28 protein-coding genes and 2 pseudogenes are annotated in these 24,736 nt (G+C 59.0%); 11 read left to right on the forward strand and 19 right to left on the reverse strand.

All coding sequences use genetic code 11. From position 1 onward, the window contains the following. The first annotated feature begins 30 nt into the window (after nucleotides 1-30). The 4 genes from ACE191_RS21165 (at nucleotide 31) to ACE191_RS21180 (ending at nucleotide 3,061) form a co-directional block, all read left to right on the forward strand. Nucleotides 31-681 carry a TIR domain-containing protein gene (locus ACE191_RS21165; RefSeq protein ID WP_400194252.1) on the forward strand — a complete coding sequence of 217 codons (651 nt, stop codon included), beginning with the start codon at nucleotides 31-33 and terminating at the stop codon, nucleotides 679-681. A gap of 274 nt (nucleotides 682-955) precedes the next feature. Beyond that, complete coding sequence (locus ACE191_RS21170) at nucleotides 956-1,960, forward strand: nucleotide kinase domain-containing protein (protein WP_400194253.1); 1,005 nt, start codon at nucleotides 956-958, stop codon at nucleotides 1,958-1,960. Then, complete coding sequence (locus tag ACE191_RS21175; protein WP_400194254.1) at nucleotides 1,924-2,418, forward strand: TIR domain-containing protein; 495 nt, start codon at nucleotides 1,924-1,926, stop codon at nucleotides 2,416-2,418. Before ACE191_RS21170 ends, ACE191_RS21175 begins: the two co-directional genes overlap by 37 nt. Nucleotide 2,419: 1 nt before the next feature. After that, the gene (locus ACE191_RS21180; protein ID WP_400194255.1) at nucleotides 2,420-3,061 is read left to right on the forward strand and encodes a hypothetical protein; all 642 of its coding nucleotides are present in this window, start codon (nucleotides 2,420-2,422) and stop codon (nucleotides 3,059-3,061) included. A 31-nt stretch (nucleotides 3,062-3,092) separates the two neighbouring features. On the opposite strand, the gene ACE191_RS21185 is transcribed toward ACE191_RS21180, so the two are convergent. From ACE191_RS21185 to ACE191_RS21195, 3 genes are all read right to left on the reverse strand, one after another. Continuing rightward, nucleotides 3,093-3,665 (reverse strand): hypothetical protein, encoded by a 573-nt coding sequence (locus ACE191_RS21185; RefSeq protein WP_400194256.1) that lies wholly within the window; start codon nucleotides 3,663-3,665, stop codon nucleotides 3,093-3,095. Beyond that, entirely contained in the window at nucleotides 3,662-4,834 is a 1,173-nt protein-coding gene (locus ACE191_RS21190) for a toll/interleukin-1 receptor domain-containing protein (protein WP_400194257.1), read from the reverse strand. Before ACE191_RS21190 ends, ACE191_RS21185 begins: the two co-directional genes overlap by 4 nt. A 491-nt stretch (nucleotides 4,835-5,325) precedes the next feature. Continuing rightward, nucleotides 5,326-6,434 (reverse strand): IS3 family transposase gene (locus ACE191_RS21195; protein WP_400194258.1). Its coding sequence is split into 2 segments (ribosomal slippage): nucleotides 5,326-6,179 and nucleotides 6,179-6,434, totalling 1,110 coding nucleotides; the frame shifts between segments, so codons are not numbered across the junction. A gap of 611 nt (nucleotides 6,435-7,045) precedes the next feature. Here ACE191_RS21195 and ACE191_RS21200 point away from each other — a divergent pair. Then, nucleotides 7,046-7,507 (forward strand): hypothetical protein, encoded by a 462-nt coding sequence (locus tag ACE191_RS21200; RefSeq protein WP_400194259.1) that lies wholly within the window; start codon nucleotides 7,046-7,048, stop codon nucleotides 7,505-7,507. 57 nt (nucleotides 7,508-7,564) lie between these two features. On the opposite strand, the pseudogene ACE191_RS21205 reads toward ACE191_RS21200, so the two are convergent. Further along, nucleotides 7,565-7,664, reverse strand: a pseudogene (locus tag ACE191_RS21205) (IS481 family transposase); the annotation flags it as partial. Between the two features lie 1,391 nt (nucleotides 7,665-9,055). Between ACE191_RS21205 and ACE191_RS21210 the strand changes: the two are divergent. After that, the gene (locus ACE191_RS21210) at nucleotides 9,056-10,219 is read left to right on the forward strand and encodes a hypothetical protein (RefSeq protein WP_400194260.1); all 1,164 of its coding nucleotides are present in this window, start codon (nucleotides 9,056-9,058) and stop codon (nucleotides 10,217-10,219) included. Nucleotides 10,220-10,889: 670 nt separating this feature from the next. Here the strand turns inward: ACE191_RS21210 and ACE191_RS21215 are convergent. The 4 genes and pseudogenes from ACE191_RS21215 to ACE191_RS21230 all read right to left on the reverse strand — a co-directional run. Further along, entirely contained in the window at nucleotides 10,890-11,798 is a 909-nt protein-coding gene (locus ACE191_RS21215) for a DUF4249 family protein (RefSeq protein WP_400194261.1), read from the reverse strand. A gap of 86 nt (nucleotides 11,799-11,884) precedes the next feature. Continuing rightward, the gene (locus tag ACE191_RS21220; protein ID WP_400194262.1) at nucleotides 11,885-14,308 is read right to left on the reverse strand and encodes a TonB-dependent receptor domain-containing protein; all 2,424 of its coding nucleotides are present in this window, start codon (nucleotides 14,306-14,308) and stop codon (nucleotides 11,885-11,887) included. Between the two features lie 295 nt (nucleotides 14,309-14,603). Further along, complete coding sequence (locus ACE191_RS21225; protein WP_400194302.1) at nucleotides 14,604-15,617, reverse strand: IS3 family transposase; 1,014 nt, start codon at nucleotides 15,615-15,617, stop codon at nucleotides 14,604-14,606. Continuing rightward, a pseudogene (locus tag ACE191_RS21230) lies at nucleotides 15,527-15,766 on the reverse strand (transposase); the annotation flags it as partial. The pseudogene ACE191_RS21230 and the gene ACE191_RS21225, both read right to left, overlap by 91 nt. A gap of 480 nt (nucleotides 15,767-16,246) precedes the next feature. Between ACE191_RS21230 and ACE191_RS21235 the strand changes: the two are divergent. Then, nucleotides 16,247-16,510: a hypothetical protein gene (locus ACE191_RS21235; RefSeq protein WP_400194263.1), complete on the forward strand. Its 264-nt coding sequence runs from the start codon at nucleotides 16,247-16,249 to the stop codon at nucleotides 16,508-16,510. A gap of 42 nt (nucleotides 16,511-16,552) precedes the next feature. On the opposite strand, the gene ACE191_RS21240 is transcribed toward ACE191_RS21235, so the two are convergent. From ACE191_RS21240 to ACE191_RS21255, 4 genes are all read right to left on the reverse strand, one after another. After that, nucleotides 16,553-16,798 (reverse strand): hypothetical protein, encoded by a 246-nt coding sequence (locus ACE191_RS21240; RefSeq protein WP_400194264.1) that lies wholly within the window; start codon nucleotides 16,796-16,798, stop codon nucleotides 16,553-16,555. Nucleotides 16,799-16,809: 11 nt separating this feature from the next. Next, nucleotides 16,810-17,169 carry a hypothetical protein gene (locus tag ACE191_RS21245; protein WP_400194265.1) on the reverse strand — a complete coding sequence of 120 codons (360 nt, stop codon included), beginning with the start codon at nucleotides 17,167-17,169 and terminating at the stop codon, nucleotides 16,810-16,812. Nucleotides 17,170-17,247: 78 nt separating this feature from the next. Beyond that, nucleotides 17,248-17,403 (reverse strand): hypothetical protein, encoded by a 156-nt coding sequence (locus ACE191_RS21250; protein WP_400194266.1) that lies wholly within the window; start codon nucleotides 17,401-17,403, stop codon nucleotides 17,248-17,250. A gap of 78 nt (nucleotides 17,404-17,481) precedes the next feature. Continuing rightward, nucleotides 17,482-17,739: a hypothetical protein gene (locus ACE191_RS21255; protein WP_400194267.1), complete on the reverse strand. Its 258-nt coding sequence runs from the start codon at nucleotides 17,737-17,739 to the stop codon at nucleotides 17,482-17,484. Between the two features lie 313 nt (nucleotides 17,740-18,052). Here ACE191_RS21255 and ACE191_RS21260 point away from each other — a divergent pair, with 313 nt between their 5' ends. Genes ACE191_RS21260 through ACE191_RS21270 form a run of 3 tightly spaced genes read left to right on the forward strand, consistent with a single transcriptional unit; the run spans nucleotide 18,053 to nucleotide 18,993 of the window. Next, nucleotides 18,053-18,349 (forward strand): hypothetical protein, encoded by a 297-nt coding sequence (locus tag ACE191_RS21260; protein ID WP_400194268.1) that lies wholly within the window; start codon nucleotides 18,053-18,055, stop codon nucleotides 18,347-18,349. Nucleotides 18,350-18,358: 9 nt separating this feature from the next. Then, entirely contained in the window at nucleotides 18,359-18,556 is a 198-nt protein-coding gene (locus ACE191_RS21265) for a hypothetical protein (RefSeq protein ID WP_400194269.1), read from the forward strand. Nucleotides 18,557-18,561: 5 nt separating this feature from the next. After that, on the forward strand, nucleotides 18,562-18,993 hold the full coding sequence (locus ACE191_RS21270) for a transposase family protein (RefSeq protein WP_400194270.1): 432 nt from the start codon (nucleotides 18,562-18,564) through the stop codon (nucleotides 18,991-18,993). Here ACE191_RS21270 and ACE191_RS21275 read toward each other — a convergent pair. The 3 genes from ACE191_RS21275 to ACE191_RS21285 form a co-directional block, all read right to left on the reverse strand. Next, the gene (locus ACE191_RS21275) at nucleotides 18,977-19,219 is read right to left on the reverse strand and encodes a hypothetical protein (protein WP_400194271.1); all 243 of its coding nucleotides are present in this window, start codon (nucleotides 19,217-19,219) and stop codon (nucleotides 18,977-18,979) included. The genes ACE191_RS21270 and ACE191_RS21275 overlap by 17 nt on opposite strands. Nucleotides 19,220-19,224: 5 nt before the next feature. Next, nucleotides 19,225-19,515: a hypothetical protein gene (locus tag ACE191_RS21280; protein WP_400194272.1), complete on the reverse strand. Its 291-nt coding sequence runs from the start codon at nucleotides 19,513-19,515 to the stop codon at nucleotides 19,225-19,227. Between the two features lie 408 nt (nucleotides 19,516-19,923). Next, nucleotides 19,924-20,064 (reverse strand): hypothetical protein, encoded by a 141-nt coding sequence (locus tag ACE191_RS21285; RefSeq protein ID WP_400194273.1) that lies wholly within the window; start codon nucleotides 20,062-20,064, stop codon nucleotides 19,924-19,926. A 1,179-nt stretch (nucleotides 20,065-21,243) separates the two neighbouring features. On the opposite strand from ACE191_RS21285, the gene ACE191_RS21290 reads away from it, so the two are divergent. Then, nucleotides 21,244-22,179 carry a replication initiation protein gene (locus tag ACE191_RS21290; protein ID WP_400194274.1) on the forward strand — a complete coding sequence of 312 codons (936 nt, stop codon included), beginning with the start codon at nucleotides 21,244-21,246 and terminating at the stop codon, nucleotides 22,177-22,179. 124 nt (nucleotides 22,180-22,303) lie between these two features. Here the strand turns inward: ACE191_RS21290 and ACE191_RS21295 are convergent, their stop codons facing one another. From ACE191_RS21295 to ACE191_RS21310, 4 genes are all read right to left on the reverse strand, one after another. Next, nucleotides 22,304-22,846, reverse strand: a complete 543-nt coding sequence (locus tag ACE191_RS21295; protein ID WP_400194275.1) for a hypothetical protein — start codon at nucleotides 22,844-22,846, stop codon at nucleotides 22,304-22,306. Nucleotides 22,847-22,905: 59 nt separating this feature from the next. Continuing rightward, nucleotides 22,906-23,301, reverse strand: coding sequence for a hypothetical protein (locus ACE191_RS21300; protein WP_400194276.1), 396 nt, complete (start codon nucleotides 23,299-23,301; stop codon nucleotides 22,906-22,908). Between the two features lie 209 nt (nucleotides 23,302-23,510). Further along, complete coding sequence (locus tag ACE191_RS21305; RefSeq protein ID WP_400194277.1) at nucleotides 23,511-24,407, reverse strand: ArdC family protein; 897 nt, start codon at nucleotides 24,405-24,407, stop codon at nucleotides 23,511-23,513. A gap of 29 nt (nucleotides 24,408-24,436) precedes the next feature. Further along, nucleotides 24,437-24,709: a hypothetical protein gene (locus ACE191_RS21310; protein ID WP_400194278.1), complete on the reverse strand. Its 273-nt coding sequence runs from the start codon at nucleotides 24,707-24,709 to the stop codon at nucleotides 24,437-24,439. Between the last annotated feature and the right edge of the window lie 27 nt (nucleotides 24,710-24,736).

Raw genomic sequence — 24,736 nt, forward strand, 5'->3', positions numbered from 1 at the left:
TTCTCCTGTGGTTTTAGTAAGCAGCATCGAATGGCTCGGCGGGTTTTCTTTAGCTTCCACTACGAGGACGTGAAGTCGTTCCGCGTAAACGTGGTGCGCAACAGCAATTTCTTTAAACTTAAAAATGATGCTTCGCGCATTATCGATGCCTCGCTATGGGAAAAGGCTCGCCTCAAGGGCACGGCGAACCTCAAAGAACTTATCGATACCAGCTTGGTAGGCTCTTCGGTCACGGCCGTGCTCATTGGCAGCGCTACTCACAGCCGTCGCTGGGTGAAGTACGAATTAGTCAAAAGCTTCATGAAGGGCAATGCCATTTTGGGCATTCACCTCAATCGCATCCGGGAGCGCACAACGGGCCTAATTACCCGCAAGGGTCTCAACCCGCTGGAGCGGCTGGCCATCTACGTGCCCGACGACTACCGGCAGCTGACCTTTCTGGAACTGGTCGATGGCCGCTGGCAGGAATTTGCTCTATGCCCAACGGTAGCGAACCGGGAACGCAACACGGTGCTGTTCGAGGAATCTTGGCGAGCGTGGTTTGGCCGTGTTAGGGATAGTGAGCGCATCATCCGGTTTTCCGACTTGTTCGAGACCTATTGCTGGATAAAGGATGATGGTTACTACAACCTAGCCGATTGGATTGAAGCGGCTCATGAACTGCGTATTTGTTCAGTTTAATAGCTTTTGCGAAAAGACATTATTCTAAGTTGTTTACAACTATGCGAATGTTAACTAGATGCTGCGTTACACTAATTGGGTCGACACTGATTTGTTCAAAACTATCCAGCGGTTAGTCGTTGATTTAAAAGTTGCCCGGTTTGGCTCGTCTCAATGGGATCAAGCTATTATTGTATCCACCGGATGTTTTACCAGGTGGTCGAAAATAAGGGGTATCCGCGTCTTGGTCTCCCCGAAAGACCGACAACTGCGCTGCCTAGGAAAATAAATAAGTATGCTAATTGGTCGAAAGAAGCCGCAAAAGTCCAAACTGTACGAGCATTATTGGTACTTCGCGGCTAAGCGGCAAGATGTTTTCTTGAAGCGTCTCGAAAAACCTACCGGTCCTTGGACGAGTGACCCGGTGCTGAATAGCTACCGGTTTACCAACGTCTTCCGCGCCCTAGACCGGGTAACCCAATACCTTATCGGGATACAAGCGGAGCAGCAGGATTCCCGCAACGTCTTGTTCAATACGCTGCTTTTCAAGCTATTCAATAAGATTGAAACTTACCGCTACCTGGAGCGGGCGCTGGGGCCGCTCCGCGCTGAGGAATTTGACCTAGCCCGCTACGACGAGCTGCTGACCTACCGTATGGCGGCCGGGCACACCATCTACTCGGGAGCCTACATTATGCCCTCGGCAGGGCGGGTGTACGGTCACAAGCTCAAACATACGAACCACTTGGCGCTGCTGGCGCAAATGCTGGCCGACAGACTGGAAGAGCGTGTGCAGGCGTGTCAGACCCTGAAAGAAGTGTACGACTTGCTCATTGCCTATCCCTCGCTCGGCAAGTTTCTGGCTTTTCAGTACGCCATAGACTTGAACTACAGCTCGCTCACGGACTTCTCCGAGATGGATTTCGTAGTAGCCGGCCCCGGTGCTATCAATGGCATTCACAAGTGCTTTTCCTCGCTGGGCGACTACAGCTACGAGGAGGTCATCCGGCTGATGACGGAAGAGCAGGAAGCGGAGTGTGCCCGGCTGGGGCTGACCGCTCCTAGCCTATACGGGCGACCGTTGCAACTTATTGACTGTCAAAATTTATTTTGCGAGGTGGATAAATACCTGCGGGTCACTCACCCGGAAACGGTCAGCGCTGGTGGGCAGAAACGAATCAAGCAGCGGTTTACCGCTAGTACAGAGCCGCTTACTTATCTTTTCCCCCCTAAGTGGGGACTAACTCAATCTACTAGTATAGAATGGCCTCAACCAGCAATCGCCGACATCTTTTCATAAGCCATCACCACCAGGACGATGCGGAAGTAACCAAGCTCACGCAGCTGCTGGCTGGCAAAGGCTACGACGTGCGCAACAGCTCCGTGCGCATGAAGCCCGAAAACCAGCGCCGCATGGAGAAGAAGCTCGTAAGTGAGGCAGTTATCCAACGTATTCTCAGCATCAAGATTACTTGGGCCAGCACCGTCGTCGTGCTCATCGGTAAAGACACGCACACCCGGCCGTGGGTGAACTGGGAAATCGACAAGGCAAACGAGCAGGGTAAGCGCATCGTGGGCGTATACGCCCGCGGCGGTACGGAGGCGGACATTCCGCCCAGCCTGGAGAAGTACGGCTCGGCTATCGTTGGCTGGAATACGAACAGCATCATGGCCGCAATTGACGGAACCAACGAGTTCCAGCAGCCCAATGGCACGCCCCGCGTTCCACCCACGCCAGCCAGCTCGTACACCTGCTGATATGAGCCGGGTCTACCTCTATGTAGTAGATAGGGACTTGGGCTTCGCGCCCAACCCCTACCACGGCATTTGCAGCTTGGCCACGTGTAAGCCCACCATTCGCAACACCGCCCAAGTTGGCGACTGGGTAGTGGGGATCGGAGGGGGGCGGCTAAACGCAACTGGCCGGTGCGTGTACGCGATGCAGGTCACCGCTAAAGTCACCTTCAATCAGTACTGGACAAACCCAGCCTACCAAGATAAAAAGCCTGTGCGCAATGGCAGCAAGAAGATGATGTTGGGCGACAACATCTACTTCCGCGACCAGACCGAACAGTGGCACCAGGCTCCCTCGCACCACAGCAACGTCGACGGCTCGATTAACACTGACAACCGCGACCGCGACACGCAGTCAGCTTATGTCCTGCTCTCGACCCGGTTTTACTACTTTGGCAGCGCGGCGGTGGATATTCCAGACGGCCTGTTGCAGGAGCTAGGCTATAAAAATGGCCGCGGGCACCGGGTCTACTCGCTGGAGGATGCCAGTAGGCTGATAGCCTGGATAGAGGGCCATGCGGAGGCTTACAACAAAGTGGTAGCCGACCCTTTCAATTTTGATAAAAGTGCCGCGCACTATTCCGTTAAAACCAACCGCATGACCTGACAGCCACTACTTGTGCGGCCGCCTTGCTGATCTACAAAAAGGCTAACTGCTTGCGAAACAGAGACAGGTAGGAGTAGCGGCGGCTGAGCATCGGGTCAAAAGCATCGGGCTGGCGGTCGAAGATGATCTTAGCCGCTCCACCAGTCGTGGCCACGGGTAGTGTAGGGGCATCCGGCTGGTGCTCTTGGAAGAGACGGAATTCCTCTTCAACCCCTTCCATACCACCGATGAAGATGCCCGCTTCAAACGTGTGCTCGGTCAGCATACGCCGCCGCATCTCGGCCAGGCTGGTTTCCCGGTCGGGTGTACCCTCGGTTACTACCACGGTCTCAAACACGGCATTACTTTCCGGGAAGCGTCCAGCGAAGAAGGCGGATTGGTACAAGACCACCTTATGCTGAGTCGAAATATTCAGCCCTTCCGCAATAACCCGTATCATCGGCGTAATGGCCGGATGGCCGCCCCACACTAGCGTGGCGCTTGGCAGCACCAGCGTGGCCAAGGCCCGAACGGCCTCCCGAATGGCCACGACATCGGCCGTGCGGTAGTACTGCTGGTTGCGCTGCGGGTCCGGCACGCTAGCCGAAAGAAATACCTTTTTCATAAGCTGGAGAGCCACTGTTTGACCTTGGCGATGCGCACGGATTTTATTGGCAGATGGCCGTCGAGCCACTGCAGGTGCTGCTGCCACTTTTGCCGCAGATTATTGTCATCATAGAGTAGGATAGCCCCCTCGCTGGACGAATTACCCACGGCCTCCAAAATTTCCCCGACCTCCTGGTACCGCAAGGCTTCGGGCACACCCACAGTCGGGATGGCCGCTACCTCTTTGTGGGGAGTCTTAATAAGCACGTACTGCTGCGGCTGAAGTACTACCTCGAAGTTCAACTCGTCGGCCGTCAGCTTTAACTCGCTCACGAGGTTATGGTACCGGGCCGACAGCGACCTGGCCCGAAGTGATTCCGCCAGCGTGGTTATGCTCGCAACAGTGGCATCGGTCAGGGTTTCCATGCCGTTAGCATCGGTCGATACATCGGCGCTGGATAGGTAAATCCGCTCGCACAGGGCGGAAGCCGGGTCAGGCTGGTGGCCGGGCCATATCACTTGGATGATCCCGATGGACATTGCTGAAGCCCGGGCCAGTTCCGCGCTCGTCCACCGGCTCTGCATATAGCCGGGAGTATCTAGGAGCACGACCACGTCCGTATCGCTCAGCTTATGCCAGAGTACTTCCTGGAATGGTTCGCCTGGCCGGATGCTGACTGTATCCAGAAATACGTCGAAGCCACTGCCGTCGAGATGCTCGTAGAGCTGGATGGCGGCAGCGCGTGAATCCAGCCGCCTGTAGCTGATAAAGAGCTTGCGCGTCCGGCGCAGCAGATTCAGGACTTCTAGCACGACGCTAGTAATGGCCGCAATGCCTCCCGAAGCGGCTTTTAATTCGAGGCCGTTGACCGGATACAGGCACTCGGGAACGAGCGACTGGTAGCTAGTTAGATTGTTTACCACCGGGATAATCATAAACCCTGCGTCCACGACCTTCTGCGCTGCCTCGATTGCGTCGGCGGGTAAGGTAGGGGTGCCGAAGAAAACGGCTACGAGTGGGGCGGACTCCACAAAAGAGTTCAGCGTATCTGCGTAGAGTATCTTGACATGGGTAGACGGGTCGATACCTAATTCGGCTACCCTAGCAAGTAAATCGGCTTGGAGCGCCGCCATATCAGCCGAGCCTACTTCCCCTAATAAGGCAACTTGGTAGGGTATAATATTCATACGATTGTGCGAGGAAACACCTAAGCAACTCAACAGATTGCCACGCGAAAATAGTGGTACCAGGTCCGACGACAAGCTTTACCGCAGCCTTTATACTTTCTGGAAAAGCATCTCAGCTTCTTAGCTGTATTTAAAAAGGTTGAATAAAAACTAATCGACATCTTCTCAATCCCAACTGCTGCTGGTAAAGATCAATGCTACCCTCACTCCCGACTCTGATTGTCACCGTTTGGTGCACCGATATCCCCGCCACTGGGGCGGCATTGGAGGGCTGACCACGGAGCGCAGAATTCGTCTCACCTAGGAATAGAAGTCGATTTAGGTTTGTCGGGTCTATGTTTTTAACTCAAAACTTAGTACCGATAAGTAAGTATTATCGGTACTAAGTTGATTGACCGGATAGTCTATCCATCGGTAATTGTGGGTTATCGATACTGATTTAGCTGCGCTGTGACCTCCTCCCAATTGCTGGACCGCCCAAAACTAGAGGTTCAGGCGTTCTGAAGCTCGACCGTAATGGCGGCTGCCATTACCTGATCAGGCGTTAAATTCTGGAGCGAGCTATGCGGTCGGAAGCTGTTGTACTCCTGCCGCCACTGCTCGATCTTTTCCTGCGCATCGGTCAGCGACAGGAACCAGTGTACGTTCAGGCACTCATCTCGGAAGCTGCCGTTGAACGACTCAATATACGGGTTGTCCGTCGGTTTGCCCGGGCGCGAGAAGTCCAGTGTGACTTGCCGCTCGTAGGCCCATTTGTCGAGCGCCTTGCTGATGAACTCGCTCCCGGTGTCGACCTGGATGCGCTCGGGCACCACGCCCAGCGCTTGGTGCAAGTGGCTCATCACGGCCACCACGTCTTCGCCTTTCAGCGACTGCCCCACGTGAATGGCCAGGCACTGGCGGCTATAGTTATCGACTATCGTTAAGGCCCGGATTTTCCGGCCGTCGAAGAGTTGGTCGGCCACGAAATCCATGCTCCAGCTCTGGTGCGGCCGCTGGAGCTCGACCCGCTCCAGCCGGTGGGCGGCGGCGCGGTTGCGCTTGGGCCGCTTGCTGCGCAAGTGCAGCCCTTCCAAGCAGTAGAGTCGGGGTACCCGCTTGTGGTTGTCGGGCCAGCCTTCCCGACGCAGCAGCGTGAACAGGCGCTGGCAGCCGTAGCGCACCCGCACCTGGGCCAGCTCCCGCAACCGTTGGCGCAATACGGTGTCGTCCCGCCCGTGCGGCTGGTAGTACCAACTCGAGCGTTGCAGCGAAACGAGCTGACAGGCGCGACGCGTAGACAACCGGTAGGCGTCGATCAAGTGTTGGGCCGCGTGCCGACGCTGCACGGGCCTCAGAACTTTTTTTTGAGCACGTCCTGCAGCATCTGCTTGTCCAGGCTCAAGTCGGCCACGAGCTGTTTGAGGTGCAGGTTTTCCTCTTCCAATTGTTTCAACCGGCGCAGTTCGGGCACGCCCAGCCCGCCGTACTTTTTCTTCCAGTTGTAGTACGTGGCTTCACTGATGCCCATCTTTCGGCACACCTCCGCAACAGCCACGCCCGTCTCGGCCTGGCGCAGCGCAAACACGATTTGCGCCTCGGTAAACTTTGTCTTTTTCATGGCACGTCTCTCTTGGTTTTAAGGTACGACAAGTGCCTGACGACTCTACTTTACAGCGGTCCAGTTTTGTGGGAGGAGGTCACCTAGACTTTAACGCCCTATAAGCATCGGCGCTTGCTAGCGCAAGGTCCCTGGTCCCTGGTCCCTGGTAAGTCCCAACGGTGAGCAACTTCCCCCGCCTCAATGCGCGGCCCAAATACTTCAAGCGCATTTCGTAGCACACCGCGATGGGAAGTCGCAGCCGCACGAACTGGACAAAAGTCCTGATCGTCGGGTGGCTTTCCACCTGGTGGAACCCAAAACCGAACAGAAGGTGTCCAAGGATGCGGGCAGCTGGAACCAACGCTGGCTCCGCCCGTTTATACCGAATTAGCCAAACAACCTTTGCCTAGCGGTTTTGCGCTTGGTCCGACCTAAATTCATACTTAATGATTTCTTCGTTTTTGCTCCTGCGCTATTCGGCTACGGCCGCAGTGCTTCTGAGCATGAGTGGCGCCTGCCCGGCTCAATCGCCTCCGCCCGCTTCTACCACTCGTTACCGGGCTACGGCCATTGGCATCTCGCTCGGTTGGAACGCTCCTTACGCCCTAGGCCTGGAATTGAGCCACTTGGTGAGCCGCAAGCTGGACCTGAACGCGGGCATCGGCACGGGCTTTAGCGGCAACAAATTTGGCCTGGGCACGCGCTACTTCGTGGTGCCGGAGCACCGGATTTCTCCCTACTTCGGCTTAAACGTAGTGTACTCACCCGGCCAGCGCGACATCAGCGTGGACAACAACAACACCCGGCTTTCCTCTCGCCCTATCGGCACCCTGGATGTGCGACCCACCACCGTGGTGCATCTGCGCTCGGGACTGCGCTGGCAGCCGGGCAAGCAGCCCGGTCGCGTGGGGGTGCTCGGCACCATAGGGTACGGCATACGGACCAGCAAACCCTTCCGCTACACGATATACGAAGGATACGAGGAGCCCAATAGCAGCACGAAGCTGGCCAACCGCATCCTTTTTCTCCCAGGTGGGCTGGAATTATCAATGGGGCTGAGCATCGGCCTAGGCCAGAAGATGCGGGAGTAGCGGCTGACTTCGTACCCGTCCTCAAGCGCCAGCGTCACCAACAAGCGGAAACCCTGAGCTCAGTACGGTAGAGGCGGGTTTTGGGACCCTTCGCCGCGTCCTGCGTGTTGGGGTGCTTACGCCACTTGGCTACAGTCTTAGGGTTGATGCCGTGGCGCAATCCAGCGCCGTCCGGAAAACCTATAAAGTTTAGCACAGTGCGGCGGCATCAACCCCAAGTTTGCGTCTATGTTCGCTGCCCCAAAACCACCCAGCGGTTACTTTCGACATCACCGCCGTGGCATGCGCCGCCCCAGCCGTCAGCGAGCTGCGCCAGATGTACCCCTACACCCTGAACAACAACGGGCTGGTGTACTTCGGCGGTGGCTTGCTCAAGCGCGCCTTGTAAGGGCCGGACCCGGCTTCCAGGCCGCCGCTGACCTACACCATGCCGTTATGAACCGCCTCTTCTTTACTGGCCTGCCGCTCGGAGCCGCCTAGTTTACATCCCTGGGTATTGTTAAACAAATAGGGCAAAACCTCCGGGCAGGGAGGAAAATGCCCCTACTACTAGCGCTCTGGCGCTAACGGGGCGTATGCGCCCTAAAAAGGGAGCTTTGCAGTTACTCCCCCAGTCAGTCGAAGTAGCGGGGAAACACCCGTGGACCCTAGTCGGCCCCAGCTAACGTTTGACTGCCTAACGGCTTGTTAGGGCCAAAAGCAGACGCCGGCACCCCTGAGTCGGGGGGGTACCCTATTTGTTTAACAACACTCATATGACTCTTGCTGATCTTGAATACTTCACCGGCAAAGGCGGACGCAACTTTTAGCAATTAAGAAAACCGCTGGAGTCTGAAAGATGCAAGAACGGGCCGTCCGGTAAACCGCAGGGGCGGCACGATTACAATCGTGCCGCCCCTGCGGTTTACCGGACGGCCCGTTCTTGCATCTTTCAGACTCCAGCGGTTTTCTTAATTGCTAAAAGTTGCGTCCGCCTTTGCCGGTGAAGTATTCAAGATCAGCAAGAGTCATATGAGTGTTGTTAAACAAATAGGGTACCCCCCCGACTCAGGGGTGCCGGCGTCTGCTTTTGGCCCTAACAAGCCGTTAGGCNCGCTGGGGTTGCCGTAGGTTACGCCGTTGCAGCCGCAAACGGGATTGAGCTCACGGGTTGTGAAAGTGGTCCGCCGGGCCAGCTCCGGGTCGATGCACTCACTCGGAGCCGGGCAGGTCTTCTGGCAAGATGCAAGCAGGCTGCTTATGCCTAGCAGCAAGGCAAATGTGTACTTCATGTGATTGAATGAAAGGGGTTACTAACGAGAGCCCGTCCCGCACCGAATGGTTGCAAATTCACTATCATCTATGGCCTTGGATAAAAGTTAAATGGTCTAGTTAAGCCGGACACTTTTCGGACGTGGTTTGGAGCGGGGTTTCAAAGCGGTTGGGTGAGTGGTAAGCGAAGGCGGAGTGCCTGCGCTCGTCGTTGTAGTAAGCAATGTAGTGGGCGGTTCCAGGCGCGCCTCTTCCAGGCTGGGGTGCGCCCTGGCCGAGCACGAACGCAACGTGCTCGTGCAACGCACCCGCGCCGGGCTGCCGGCCGCCCGCGGCCGGCAGGGCGGGTGCCCCGCGGGCCTGGCCCCGCGCTACCAGAAAATCGCGCCCGCCGTCAAGGGACTCTATGAAGCCGGCCAGCAGTCCACCCGCCAGCTCATAGACTACTTCCAGATCGGCTCGCGCCGTACGCTCTACAAAATAGGGCCAAAAGCAGACGCCGGCACCCCCGAGTCGGAGGTTTTACCCTATTTGTTTAACAACACCCTTATTGGGGTATTACTGTTCGTCTTCTACCTGTTTCACCCGGCCCCGCTTACCTTCAACCGGCCCATCTACGAGCAGGTACTCCAAAGCCCCGACGCCAGCAAAGCCCAGCAATTGGAGCGGCACCTGCGCACCGTGCAGGCTGCCCAGCAACAGGCCGCGACGGATTTCGTAAGCGCCCGCCACGCCGCCGACCCCGCCCGGCAAGCCGCCGCCCAGCGACGCTTGCAAGACACCCAAAACACCCTAACCGCCATTCGCACTAGCTGGCAGGCGCTGGTGAAGCGCACCGGCTCGGCGGCCGAGGCAAAGGATACGGACTACGTCTTCATCACCTTCGTGCTTCAATACCTGCCGCGAGGCCTCGTCGGCCTGCTCGTCGGCGTGGTGCTGAGCGCCGCCATGAGCGGCGCCGCCGCGGGGCTGAACGCCTTGGGTTCCACCACCCTGGTGGACCTTTATCGGCCGTTCTCCAAGCGGCCCGTCTGCACAGAAGCCCATCTGGTGCGCGTCTCGCGCTGGGCCACCATGGGCTGGGGCGTGCTGGGCGTGGGATTTGCCTTGTTTGCGGTTCGCATGGAAAACCTGATCCAAGCCGTTAATATTATTGATTCCCTGTTCTACGGCATCATTCCGGGCATTTTCGCCGTGGCCTTCTTTCAACCCAAAGTGGGCAGCCGGGCCGTTTTCTGTGCCTCAGTGGTCACGCAGATAGCCACGGGACTGGCTTTTTGGTTGACGGATATCGCCTATCTGTGGTATAACGTCCTAGGATGCCTGGCAGTGATGCTGCTGGCGATGGTCTTGGAGCGGATTTTTCTTGCCCACTCCCGGTTTGCTTTAGACGCGCAGCACGAGGCGGAAGAAGAGGCGACCGTTAACGACAATTTCGTACCACGAAGCAGCGTACGCTAACTGATGTGCTTAATTTCGTGCTCAGTCGCCGGGCGGGGGGTACCCTGCTGAGTAGGACGCCCGAGGTGAAGTGGTCGAACGATGGGATGCCACGTGCATTCGGATGCCCTGGGCGGACAGCGCATGGATGCATCGGCGTAGCATGCTAATCAGTGCCGACCAGAATAGCTGTTGCGCAAGAACCATTCTTGTCCAGTAAATTCTTCAGCGAACTGGAGGCCGCTTGCAAACCCTTACGCCCACGTATCCACTTTAATGATCATGCCTCTCTCGTCCAACACTTGCCTTGGCTGGATGTTTAATTCAAAGTTGAAGCTGGTGGGGTCAACTAAGGTTCATTGGAGCATAGTCCGAAGGTGAGCCGGGTGGGGTCACGAGATTAAGATAACCGGAGTTTGTTGATGTTGTCGTAGAGGAACTACCACTGGGCAGGTCGCGCACGGGCTTAGCTGTTTGGTGTAATTACAGGTATGCAGAAAGGTATGTAAGACCTTCTTTGGCAGCCATGTGCTCGACTATCGCGTCCCAGTCGCCAGAATAGTAGCTTAGGGCAAAAGCCCGGGTCCACAAACAAACCCCAAAGGCACGACGCCAGTGGCACCGTGCCTTTAGGGTTAGAGAGTTTACGCAGGGCGTTTGACGGTAGCCCAGCCGGGGCCACCGCCCGCGCTTACAGCCGCAGCTGGGCGCTGGCGTCGGTAGAGCCGCCGAAGATTCCGAAGCCGGCTGTAACGTTGGAGTACAGCGGCGATGGTTCAGAGAAGGGGTTGCCGTTGCTGTTGGAGTAACGCCGGTAGCTGGTGTAGAACAGGTACAGGTCGCGGGTGATGTGCGAGAGCGTGACTTCCAAATACGCCACTTGGTTGCCTACGCTGCCCAGGGAGTACTGCAGGTCATCGGAATAGCTCACACGCTGTCCATTCACGTTGGCGTCGGAAAAGGCGTTGAGGCTGGATGTGCCAAGACCCGAGATGCGAAAAGTCGGCAGGTTGAGGCCGTTCTCGTCCGGAACCGGCTGCAACGAGCCGATTGGCTCCCCTTGGGCGTTGACGAGGCGGGCCGTGGCTAGGTAATAATCGCCCTCGGCGGCGGGGTCGTCGAACGCGACGGTCACGCGCAGGCGGCTCTGGTCGCCGGTGCTGCTGAGGGGCATAACGCTGATCTGCACCGGCACAAGCGTCGGTAGGGTGAGGCGGCTTTCGGCCGGGACCATGTCCGGGACGGTCACGCGCACAGCGTAGGTACGGCCGGGCTCGAAGCGGTAGCGCTGCGTGGGTTGGTAGCGGCCTTTCTGGAAGGAAGGCGGTGCGCCTGGGGTCGGCACCACGGGGCGGTAGCGCTCTACCAACTGGTCGACCTCGTCGCGTACTTCGATGACCGCCTGGTCGTTGCCTTCCAACCGTCGCGTGTCGTAGCCACGCTGGCTGACGCTCACGAAGGGGGTCCGGCCAACGAACGAGGCACGGCGTAGCGCCTCGTTCGGGTCTAGGTTGTCGAGGGTGAGCAGCAAGGCCACGCTGGGCGTGTGTGCGGGCTCGGGTACGTCGATGGTGGTTTCGCAGCCGGCCAGCAGCGGCAAAACTAGTAGAGCCGCGGCGCCGTAGCCAAAGCTGATAATTCCGGCCGAAACTGACGAGGAAAGTGCATTAAACTGGGCGCGTTGCATTAAAAGTTGAAGTTTTTGCTGAACGAAGGAAGGATGGGAAACAGGCTGATCTGGCGGTAGCCGGGCTTCTCGCGCACGTTGCCGTTTTGATCGGTGTAGCCTTCGCGGTAGTACATGAAGTAGGGGTTGCGGCGGCTGTAGGCGTTGTAAAGCGAAAAGCTGTTGACGACTTCGCCCCACTTCTTCTTCTTGGTCTTGCTCAGGTCCAGGTCCATGCGGTGGTAGGCGCGCATGCGGTAGGAGTTGCGCGGACCGTAGTCGTCGAACTGCCCGAAATCAGATCCGAGCAGGAAGCGGCCCCGCGAGAGGGTGATGGCGTTGCCGGTGCCGTACACCCAGGTGCCCGACAGGCGCAAGGTGGGCGAAAACTGGTGAATGACCACCAGCGAAGCGTCGTGGCGCCGGTCGTACTTGAAGGGGTAGAGCTGGCCTTGGTTCAGCTCCGCAAAGCGGCGCGTGCTCCAGGCCAGGGTGTAGCCGATCCAGCCCGTGGTGCGGCCCGACTTCTTCTGCACGAACACTTCGCCGCCGTAGGCCCAGCCCCGGCCGCTGGTCACCTTGTCCTCCCAGTTGTTGTCGGTGGTGCCCAGGAAGTCGGCGCCCTCGCGGAACTCGATGAGGTTGTGCATGGGCTTGTAGTAGCCCTCCAAGCTTAGCTCGTAGTCCTCGCCGTGGAAGCGCAGGTTGCGGGCCGCGCCCACGGCAAACTGCTGGGCCCGCTGGGGCTTGATCTTGGGCGTGGCCGGCACCCACAGGTCGGTGGGCAGGCCGATGCCGCTGTTGGTGAGCAAGTGGATAAACTGGCTGGTGCGGGCGTAGGAGGCCTTGAGCGCCACTTCGTCGGTGAGCAGGAAGCGGGCGGCCAGCCGCGGCTCCAGGGAGGGAAAGAGCTTGCCCTGCACGGCGAAGCCGTTGAGGCGCAGGCCGCCGTTGACTTTGAGCCGTTCCGTCACCTTGTAGTCGTCCTCGGCGTAGAGGCCTACTTCCTGCCCGTACACGCGCTTGCCCAAGGTGAAGTTGGGGTTGCTGTTGGGGTCAGAGGACTTGGCCTGCACGGCCCCGGGCCGGAACTGGTGCCAGATGTACTGCCCGCCGAAGCGGACGTAGTGATTGGGTAGGGGCACGTAGTCAAAGTCCGACTTGATGCTCCAGTCGCGGATGTTGGAGAGGTACCGGAGCGAGAACTTCTCGGTTTCGAGCTGGTTGTCGGGGTTGCGCCGGCGGTTTTCCTGCTCCACGCCCACGTCGAACTGGTAGCGGCTGAAGGTCAGGTGGGTGTTGGCGAAGAGCCGGTCGTTGACGACGTGGTTCCAGCGCAGGGCCGAGGTGAGGTTGCCCCAGCCCAGCTCGGTGTTGATGCGTGAAAACTCCTCGCTGTTGCGGGCGCCCTCGCGGAAGCGGGCGTAGAACGCGTCGCGGCCGGTGTAGGCGCTCAGGTACAGCCGGTCGCGCGGGCTGAGCTTCCAGTTGACCTTGGCGTTGAAGTCGTAGAAGTAGTAGCCAATCTTGGGCCGCTCGTCGCGCGGAATGCCCTGCGAGGCCAGGGCCGCACTCACCAGCGGGCGGGTGAGCACGTCGATGTAGGTACGGCGGGCCGAGACGATAAACGAAGCGGTGTCTTTCTTGATGGGCCCTTCCAGCGTCACGCGGGAAGCAATCAGGCCGATGCCGCCTTCGCCGTGAAACTCCTGCATGTTGCCCTCCTTCATCGAAATGTCGAGCACCGAGGAGAGACGGCCGCCGTAACGGGCCGGGAAGCCGCCCTTCACCAGCTCCACGTTGTTGAGCGCGTCGGCGTTGAAGACGGAGAAGAAGCCGAACAGGTGCGAGGCGTTGTACACCGGCGTGCCGTCGAGCAGGATGAGGTTCTGGTCGGGCGAGCCGCCGCGCACGTACAGGCCGTTCTGGCCCTCGGCCCCGCTTTGCACGCCGGGCAGCAGCTGCAGCACCTTCAGCACGTCCCGTTCGCCAAACAGCGCCGGCACGGCCTTGATCTGGTTGAGCGGAATGTTGACCGTGCCCATGCGGGTGCTCTGGGCAATCTGCTCCTGCTTGGTGCCCACGATTTCCACGTTCTGCAGTTCGCTGGTGGCCGGCTTGAGGCGGATGTCGAGCGTCTTGCCTTTGTCGCTCTTCAGGGCTAGCACCTGACGTTGGTAGCCCAGGTACGAAGCCAGCAGACGGGTAGTGGAATCGGCCGCGGGCAAAGTCAGCGAGAAGAAGCCGTAGGTATTGGTAGCCGTGCCCTGGCCCGACGCCGGATGCACCACGGCCACGCCGATCAGGTTTTCGCCGGTGCTCGCGTCGCGCACGTAGCCGCTGAAGGTGACGCGCGCCGGCGCCGGCTGCTGTGCCATGGCTGCTGCGGTCGTCAGCCCCAGCAGGGCGCCGGTGGCCGTGGCGAAGCGCAGAAGTTGAAGCATATTGAGGTAAGATAGCGAAAGGCCAAAGACAAAGAAAGCGCTGCGCGCCGGGAGCTAGCCTCACATAATTGGGTGATAACACCGTTCTGGCCCATATTCAGGAGCCTGGAAAACCGACGCGAGTAGAGTGTACCCGGCCGGAAAAGGTATCGTCAGCGTAAGATTGGCCTGGCGCCAACAACGCCTGCCGAACTCCTTTTCTTATTCTTAACAATCGTCACCCACATCATCATGTGGTACTGGTACTCTCCACCTACGAAGAGCTGCGCCTGAGGCGGTCCAGTTGAGCCGGACACTATTGTGACGTTGTTTGCAGTTGGGTTTCGAAGTGGTTGGGTGAGCGGTAGCCGAGGGCGGAGTGTCGCCGCTCCTCGTTGTAGTAGGCAATGTAGTGGCTGAGTTCGAGGCGCGCTTCCTCCAACCCAGGGAAGCTGCCGCCGTCGAGCAGTTCGGTCTTGAGCCGGCTCCAGAAGGACTCGGCCTGGGCGTTGTCGTAGCAGTTGCCGCGCCGGCTCATGCTGGGCTCGGCGCCGTGGCGGGCGAGTAACTCGCCGAAGCGCGTGGCCGTGTACTGGCTGCCTTGGTCGGAGTGCACGATCAGTCCGGCGGCGGGTTGGCGCACGGCCAGGGCCCGGCGCAGCGCTTCGCTGACCAGGTCTTCGGGCATGATTTCGCGCACGTCCCAGCCGATCACTTTGCGCGAGCACGCGTCCAGCCAGCTGGCCAGGTAGAGCCAGCCGCCGCCCTGTTTGGGCAGGCACGTAATATCGCCGACCCACACCCGGTTGGGGGCGGTGGGGCGGGGCCGGTGCAGTAGGCGGTTGGGGGCTACGCGCCGGCTGTGGGCCGAATCGGTGGTGCGCGGCACGAAGCAGCGGGGTTGCTGGGCTTGCAAGCCGTGGGCCCGCAGCACACGACGGATGCGCCAACGGCCAATCTGATGGCCTTCGGCCTGCACTTCGGCCCGCAAGCGGCGCGTCCCATACCGTCGCCCGTGGCGCTGAAAGGCGCGCACGACGGCCCGCTCCCAGGCCGGAGCCGACTGCTGGCGGCGCTTGCGCCAAGCGTAGTAGCTGCTCGGGACCACCCGCAGCACCGTGCACAGCTCGCGTACCGGTACTTGCGCACGGTACTGGTCGATGAAGTGGTAGCGGCTCACGGCGTCTCCTGGCTGAAGATGGCCAAGGCTTTTTTTAGGATGTCCCGCTCGCGCTGCACCCGCTGCAACTCGGCGCGCAAGGCGCGCACTTCCGGGTCGCGGGCCAACTCGGCGCTGCCTAGCTCGGCCGCTGCTTGCTGCTCTTGCCAGCGGTAGAGCAGCCGCTCGCCGACACCGAGCTGGCGCGCCGCTGCCCGCGTCGAGCGGCTTTCCCGGGCCAGACGCAGGGCCTCGGCCTTGAACGCGTCGTCGTACTTGCGCCGTTTATCCGGCTTGCTTTCGTGTGGGGTCGTTGCCATGACAGAAGGAATTTACGTCACAATTCTGTCCAGCTTCGCTAGGCCACCTCACTGGCCAAGCAAGAAGATAACTGGGAAAGAGCCCGGCTGGCGCAGCTGCTTCGCTGGGGTAATTCCACGTATTGCTACTACCACCATCACTACATCGAGGCGACGGAAGCCGACTACCTAGAATGGCTAAAAGGAGTGCCGGCAGGACCGCAAGCGGCTATGCGCGCCTTAGGCTTTGAGGCTAACAAGGACGCGCTGCCGCTTCGTCGTTACGTGCTCGAAAAGAACGATATTGGGTTAAGCGACTTTATAAAGGGTACAATCTCCCCCACCGACTGGCAAGACTACCAGGACGCCGGCGCGGGAGCAGTGCATCCGTAGCCTTTGGCGCTGCACTAGGGCTAAAATCTGTCTCGCAAACGCAGTCTGTTCTCCTTCATAATTTCTTACAAGCGATAGCTTGCCACCTCAGTCTGTTCCCTCTAAGCAATGACACCTACCATTTCCGAACTTGAATCAGAAGAGTTTAATGGATGCAAAGCAATGATATGCAAGCTTTCGCTCAGCGACACGGATTGCCCCGGTGGTCGCTGCATTGTCGTTGCCTCACCCTATGGAATGGCCGAAGTTTGTGTCGATGAAACGGAGTTTGAATGCTTGAAGCATCTGGGCGTTTTAACGGAAGAGGATAGCGCTGACTACCATCAGGTGTCGCTTATACTGGATATTTTGCGACAGTGTCCTGCTAAATAAGGGCCCCGCATTCCTATGTAGCAGAAATAGCTGGGTAACAAATCAGGGCAGGCATACGAGCCCGTCTTGGCGCTGAAAACGTGCGCGCAGCTGCTCGACCGTCGTATCCTCCCCAAGGAATTGCAGCCACTCGGCTATCGTATCCAAGTCGGGGGCCTCGACCAAAAACTCGTTAGGCGCGTCGAGGGCACTGGCGGTGGCCGGGTGCTGCACCGGGTCCGGGTAGGGCAACAGCAGTTCGGCCAGTTGGTAGAGCATTCCACGAACACCGGCAATAACTGGTTGCATACGGGAAAGAATTAAGCCTTGCGGGAGGTACTGCCGAAGGGGCGGCCTAGATGGGCAGTGGGCACCTCAATGGGGTTCTGCATCTGGTGGTATGCCAGCTTTACTACTGTTAGCAAATCCAGCCCCGTGAGCGCGCCTAGGCGCTGCAATTCCTCCAGCGAAGCGGTTTCAGGCTTTTGCATCCGCAGCGCGATGGTGCGCGGGGCGACTCCCCACCGCTCAGCAACCATCGCACGGCTGCCCAGTGAGTGAATCAGCTCGGCCAGCGTAGAACACTCCGTAGCCGTAGTCGGCTCGGGGCGGGGTAAAGGCTTTACGCGGACGGTTACCGGGGCGTCGGCAGATGGGGTGGGCGTTGCTTTCTTGGTCATGACAGCAAAAGAACCAGGATAAATTGTCACTATTACGGTGCGCCGCCCGTAATGACAATGCCAAGCTCCGGGAACTGCCTACTCGTAGAGCATGGGGGCCGCGTAGCGCGCCCGCTCGCGCCCGTCGGGCTCGGTGATACGGTCGAGGTATACCAGAACGTTGCCCCGGCGGGCCTCACGTTCATCGGCGCGCTGCCAAATGGAGTAGAGCTGCGCGTAGGGAAAGAAATTCATTTGGTCGAAGCCGCTGGCAAAGCCCTGCACCATTTCCTGTACCTGCTCCCGCTGCTCGTGGGAGACGTGGTTGTATACCTACCGCAGAAACGCCACCGTATCGGCCGGCAGGTCGAAATACGCCAAGGTCTGCGGCGCGGTGTGGCTCCCCATGTACAGCAGCAGTTCCCAGAGGCGATAATGGTCTTTCTCCGCCTGCCAGTAAGACACGATGTCTCGGCGTCGCGGGCCGATGGCCTGGCCCGCGAAGGTCATGGTGCCGGGATTGGCTTCCAGGGCCTTGCGAAAGCCGTAATCGGTAACCCAGTCTCTCTTGGTGAGGCATTGTAAAAACATAGCAGGCAGCGGGCTGGAGTGGCTAAAAACCACTTTTTATAAGTCAAGGATACGCTATTTGCGCTTAATAACACGGGGCTTAGCGGCCAGGCCTAGTGGTTATCAGGGCACCGTCCCTGGCTACCGCTACCAGTTGGCGGCTATGCTGCCGGCCAGCGTCTGTGAGATGAGCAGGACTTGTGCCGTGTGCAGGGCCTCGCTGAAGACGCGGCGCCGGTAGTCGGCGGCCAATCGGCCCACGTCGGTGAATAGACCCTATTCGGAAAAGGTGTGTAAGTTATCCCGCGTGGAATGCGGGTCGTAGCTTTGTGCCATGGATTATTTGGCTTTACGCACCAAGCCGCGGCAGTTTGTGGCGCTGACCAGCCTGCACGTGGCCGAGTTTGACGACTTGCTCACGGACTTCGCGCCGGCTTGGGAGCAATACCACCGCTGGCACACGTTGGCGGGCGCCCGGCGGCAATTCCCCGCGCATCGGGAGCGGCCGAACGCCGTGCTGGCCGGCAGCGAAGTGAAGCTATTCTTCTTGCTCACGTGCCTGAAAAGCAACGCCTTGCAGCAGCACCAGGCCGCCAGCTTCGGCGTTTCGCAAGCGCGCGTGAGCCAATAGGCCACGGCCGTGCTGGGCGTGCTGAACCAAGTGCTGCACCGGCGCGGGCTGCTGCCCGTGCGCGACGGGGCCGAGCTGGCCCAGCGCCTGGCCGCCCACCCCGACAAGGTCTTTGCCTACGACGGGCTCGAGCGCGGCGTGCCGCGCAACCACGACCGGGACGGGCAAGCCGAAGAGTACAGCGCCAAAAAAAAGCGCACCGCCTGAAGCACATGACCTTGTGCGACCGGGCGCAGTACGTGCACTACCTCTCGCCCGGGGAAGGCGGGCGGGTGCATGACAAGAAAATGGCGGACGAGTACGCGCAGCACCTGCCGCCGGGCAGCGTGCTGCGCCAGGATCTGGGCCTGCTCGGCCACGCCCCGCCCGGCGCCGTGGTGGAGATGCCACACAAGAAGCCGCGCAAGGGCGAGCTGACCTTTGCCCAGCGGCTTTACAACCAACTGCTCAGCCCCTTGCGCGTCGTCATCGAGCACGCCCACAGCGGCATCAAACGCCTGCACGCCATCGGCGGCACGTTGCGCCTGCGCGGTGAGTGGCGCCGCGACACGGTGATGCTCGTCGCCTGCGCCCTGCACAACCTGCGTGTGCGCAGCCCGCTACGCGCCTACTCACGCGATAAAATCACTAACCAGTCCGAATAAAGTCTAATGTGTAGTGCAGGCCCGTGTCTCCCAACGGCTGCAGGAACCGGTCCGCTTCCTGGGCACTGAAGCCGCCCAGGTTGCGCCCATCGGCCAGCAGCAGGCTCACGCCAGGCCGGGCGGCCGGTCCGTCAACAAAGGTATACGTCTCGTAAATGATGCCTACGCTTTGTTCACGCGCATAAAACACGGCGTGGCCAGCGGGCAAGTCCTGAGGTGAGTCCACGGGCGTTAAAGCAGCAGTAGAGCGAATTGTCCGCCGTGCTGCTCGCGGGTGCAGCGCAGGCTTTCCTGGGCGATGGACCGGGTGGCTCGCACCAGCGTCAGCAACCGCTCATAGGCGGCCGTGGTATCCAGCACCAGACCTAACTGCTCGGCGACTTCCTCGGTCAGCACCACGCAGTTAATGCCCCGGCCCCGCTGTTGCATCAGCACCTCCGCGTCGGTAATGGCGGCGATGACGCGGGCACGGAAAGCCTTCCAGTCCGGGTCCTGAACGGTGGGGATCAGGGCTATGCTCATGGATGGGAAGCAGGGGCGAAGCCGTTTTGTGGTAAGATAAGGGTCAGCCACTCAGGTAGCTCGTGGGTAGTGATACTGGCGGACCACTCAGCCCGGTATTCCTGCCACCCATCGCTCATTGCCGAGTAACACATGCCGGTGGCTCCCTCGGGCAGCTCCGCGGGCATCGGACCGGGGTGGCTGTATACCCGTTGCCGGATACTGACGCTGCGCTACTACCGCGGCGTGGTGGCACGCCGCGGTAGTAGCGCAGCCGGCTCTCCTTGGGGTACTGGTCACCCGTGAAGGACAAGGTTTGCGCCGGCCCCGGCGTACTTCCAGTGTGAATAAGGCAGTTGGCATGCGCTAAAGGTGCGTATCGTAGCCCGTAACTGCCGTAAACAGTGCTGGCAACTGGTCACCATAGACCTACTTAAAGGTTTGCAGGTGCGTAATCACTGGCAGGTAATCGACCATCTTCTGGCAGTAGAATTCCATGGTGTAGGTGTCGGTCGGCATGAGGGTAATTTTCAGGCGGTTTACGTGCGCCTGGTTCTTCCGCAGGTTCATGCGCAACCAGGGATGCGGGTTGTGTTCCGACCGGCCAGCCGCCAGGAGCTTGTGGGCTCCGGTCATGACGAGAAACTTGTTGCTGCCGAGCTGCTGAAGAATCAATCGTGTAGGCTTCTTCGACAACGGCGGATTTCGGGCTGGGGGCGGGGTTCATACAGCAGGGATACATAGGGTGGGCTTCTATAACTCTAACGCACACATCTGCATTAATGTTGCATAAATGTCAATGTTAATAGCAAACTTTAATCAATATTATTCATTGCCTGTGCTTCCTTCCTGTCAATTTTGCAATTGCAAAATGTCCTGCTGGCTGAGCCGAATGCTTATTGTTGGGCTGGCCTTGGTTAAAAAATTGGTACAGAAGTTAAGCGGCCCAAGCAGTTAGCTTGACGGGTAATATGGGGCTAAGTGACGTTACTCTGAGATTTTATAAGTCGTGGTACAGTTGAGGTCCACGGACAAGATGCTCGCCCACGAGGGCAAGTGACCCGCGTTGGCTGGGCCTTGCTACTTGGGGCAAGTAAGTCTTCTGCCTATGGCTAGGGCCAAGAAAAGAGGCTTTGCCGTGGTTCTGCCGGCTTGCACGGGCGGATCCTGCCACGTGCGCGGGAAGGGCTAAGGGTGGCCAACTGAGTTGCTACATTCAGGCTCTTGCCGAGCGGCACGCTAACTATGAGATTTTATAAGTCGAAAGGGGCTCCTAGGGGCCTTGGGAGCAGTATTGTTAAAGGCACGCACTTGTACGTCTGGTTGATAAAGGGTATAACGCACGGGCACAAGCATGTAAATAATAGTAAAAAATAGTAGAAAAGTACAATCGCAGGTTGTGCTATTTTGTACTCTGTTTTTTTGTTGTTTTTCCTTCCTGCCCTCACTATCAGTCTAAAACCCTTTTTAAATGCCTCCGACATCAACTTTGTGGTATTTTTAGTATTTGTCAGTATTTGTAGAGCGTGCTAACTCATTATGTACCAGCTTGATGCAAGCACAAAATGCGAGGTTTTATAAGTTAACTCTGAGGTTTTATAAGCTGAGTACGAGGTTTTATAAGTTAACTCTGAGGTTTTATAAGCTTAAGTGTGAGGTTTTATAAGCTAAATGCGAGGTTCGTAAACATGGCTCATAGTTTCCGATTTTTCGCCGTATGTTTGGTCGGTCGAACCATACTTAGCTGCTATGTCTACTCCTGGTAATGAAGGTGTTACATCGGTCCAGGTGCGCCAGCACAATGCCATTACCACGGCCCGCTATGAGATGAGCGCCTGTGAAATGGATATTGTCTTTGCGCTCTTGTCCAAGCTGAGCAGCCAGGATAAGCCAGGCACCATGTATCAGGTGCGCGTCCGGGAACTGGAGATGCTGACCGGCCGCCAGTGGAACTACAAGCAGCTGCTTGAATCTACTGAACAGCTTAACAGCCGCATCTACCACATCGAGGACAAGGCCAAGGTACTGCAGGTCGGTTTGCTGGCCTCGGCGGAATACCTGAAGGGCAAGGGGATCATCGAGCTGGAAATCTCGGAGAAGATGCGGCCCTACCTCATCGACCTGAAAAGCAACTTCACGAGCTACCACCTGCAGGCGGCGCTCAGCCTGACGAGCAAGTTTGCCAAGCGGGTCTACCAGCTCGTGTCGCAGTGGAAGGACGTGGGCCACACCAAAACCTACAGCCTGGACGAGTTCAAGTACATGCTCAACCTCAAGGACCCGAAAGGCAAGGAGCCGGAGCAGTACGTGAGCGTAGCCGATCTGCAGCGCTACGTGCTCAAAGTCGCCGTCGCTCAAATCAACGAGCGAACGGACCTGAACATCAGCTACGAGCTGCTAAAGTCGAGCCGGGCCTACGACCGGGTAAAGTTCTTCATCAACGCCCAGGAGCCGAAGCAGCTGCTGATCCCCTTTGAGCTGCCGGCCGACGACGCCCGCGCCCAGATGGCGCGCAAGCATTTAGAAACCATGGGCATCGTAGACGCCAAGCTGGTGCACGAGATTCTGGGCAGCCCCAAGCTCACGGAAGCGTTGTTCGGCTTTGTCTACAAGCTCAAAACCGAGAAGATTAAAGCCGACAAGAACCCAGGTGGCCTGTTCCTTAAGATGAACGGGCTCCGCTAGCTGTGCTGCACTTCAGCATCTGCTTTGGTTGCGCGCTTGTTTGGCCAGGCGAAAAAGACAAAAGAAATAAAGATCAAGCCAGCCAGGCAGCTTCCGGGGCGGGTACTGGCCACGGGGCCAAAGCTTAACTACGCTGGAAAGGTCCCCCGGTGGCCAGCACTAGCCCCGCGTCTGGGCGGGTTTCCGGATGCTCCGCGCCATGCTGGTTGGCCCGGACCAGTTCGTCCCCTTCCTCGGGCGGGTAGTCCGGAATCCAATCATTGGATTGATTCAGGGGAAAAGCGACCGGCTCAATCGCCCCGACTTCTGCTGCCAGCGCCGGGGCGGCAGGGCCGGGCGAGTAGGGCTCCAACTCCCGGCCGAAGAAATGCCCCAGCGTCACGCCGTGCTGCTGCAGGCGCACCGGCATCGTGTCGGGCTGGCATATCACGCCCAGGTAGCCCTCCGCGTGAAAGTACGCCATTACCTGCGCGGGTCCGAACCCGTTCAGGTAGATGTGCACCCGGGCACCGATGGCCGGCACGTCGCCCCGGCCGGACCAGGTCAGGCCGGCCGGTAAACCGGCGAGGGAGGGAAAGCCGACCCATGGCGGGCACTGCTGCGGGTTCCCTGCCCAGTCAAGCGGGCTGATTACGGGCTGCTGGGGGGCTGGAACAGGAGTAAGCATAGTGGCGAGAGTAGATGCGTGAGAAAAAGCAGGGCCACGCTGGTGGCCTGGAAAGCAGACTAAGTGGCCAGGGCTAACTGGCTGCCGAATACCACGCCGGCCCTGGGGCCGGGCTGTTTGCGGCGGCTGGGTTTGGCCGGGCGGGTGGTTTCCGTCACCAGCCCCAGAAAGCCGGACACGTGGCAGTAGCCCTTTACCTCGGCCTGCTCCGGGTGTCCCTCCCGGTACACGGTTACCGTATCTCCGACCGCCGGCACCGGCGCCTGATTAAACCAGTGCAGTCCGCCGGGCAGCAGCGTCAGGCGCGGGGCGGGCTCGAACTCGGGCACCGGGTTGACCAATCGCGCAGCCGCGTCTTGGCGGGCCTGGCGTTTCACGGCGTTGCTGGCTTGCAGGCGTTCCAGGCGGGCAGCGGGAATGCGACGGGCGGGGCGGTAGGGCTGGGCGGCTTTCATGCTGTCTTTGTGCTGGTAGCTTGTACTACTTAAACGAAAACGCCCGTATTAATGTTGCATATTTGCCATAATTAATAATGATTTTTTTACCAGATTATCCAATCCTTTTCCTTTCCCTTTGGTCTGGCATCCGGGTTGGAAAGGCTATTCTCCTTTTGTCGCGGCCCAGGGCCACCCGGCACTTTCCAGGTGGCCCGTTTGCCCCTCCCCTACTCTGCTCCGGCCTCGCTGGCTTCGTAGCCGGGGGTAATACCCAGAATGTGGTTCAAGGCTTTCTGGGCCTGGCTGGCGGCTGAAATAATCAGGGTCTTATCGTTGCGCAGGGCCTGCAACCAGCTCTCGATATAGGCTGCGGTATTGTTCTCGGTCACGGCTAAATCAAGGCCGGCCGTGTTGCTCAGGAACGCGGCGCCCAACTCGGCAACCAGCTCTTCCTTGGCATAGGTCGCACTGCCGAAAGAAGCTTTTTCGGTTAGGGTGGGGCGGTTCAGGCGCTTGCCGTGCCCAGTGCTGTGGACCAGTTCGTGAAACGCGGTCAGGTAAAAGTCCTCGGCCGAGTGGAAGCGGCTGGCCTCGGGCAGCGTTACGGTGTCCGTGCTCGTGCGGTAGTACGCTTCGCTGCCCAGGTACTGGATGCGCGGGCCATCGGCGTAGCCGGCCATAATGCGCTCGGCGGCTTGCCGGGGGGTGTGCTCCCGGCTTGAAGGCTCGGGCAGCTTCCATTCCACCCCGTCAATCTGGGCAATGTTGAAAACGGTGCTGTACTGCAGGAATGCTACTTTCTTCTCCTTGCCCTGCGCGTCTTCCTTCTTGGATACCTTCCAAAATACCACCGGCATGCCCTTCTCGCCCCGGCGAACCTGCCCGCCTAGCTCCTGGGCCTGCTTGTAGGTCAGGTAATACGGCTGGTCGTAGGGCAGCATGCCGAGCAGCAGCGCGTTGATGCCGGTATAGACGTGCTTGCTGCGGTAGTTGCGGGGCGCGCCATGGGCCGCGTTCCACGGCTTTTTCCACGGGGTAACGCCGTTCTCCAACGCCAGGATAATGCGATTGGTGATGATTTCCTGCACGTCGGTGCGGGGGGCGGAGGTGGGGGCGGTTTTCATAGCGGTAGGCGTGAGGGTTGGGGTTGCGGTTAAAAGAGGTAGTCCGGGTGGGCGGCCGGGCCGAGCAGGTTGGCTTCCTTGATTAGCTCGGCGTCCTCCCACGCTTCGCACTCGCGCAAGGCCAGCTGCTTCCAGCGCAGCAGTTGCGCCGCGTCGGTGCAGGCGTTGATGACGGCTTCGGCCCGCTGGCGGCGCTCGGCGGGGAAAGCCGGGTGGTTGAGGACTTCCCGCACGTTGCGGCGGGCTGATGAAAGCAGGAGCATTTCACCTGGAGTAATGCCGGCGGCAGTGGTCGTTTCCATGTCTAGAAGCCTGTTTATCCGTTCGTT

This window comes from Hymenobacter sp. B81, assembly GCF_044628455.1.
GTDB lineage: Bacteria > Bacteroidota > Bacteroidia > Cytophagales > Hymenobacteraceae > Solirubrum.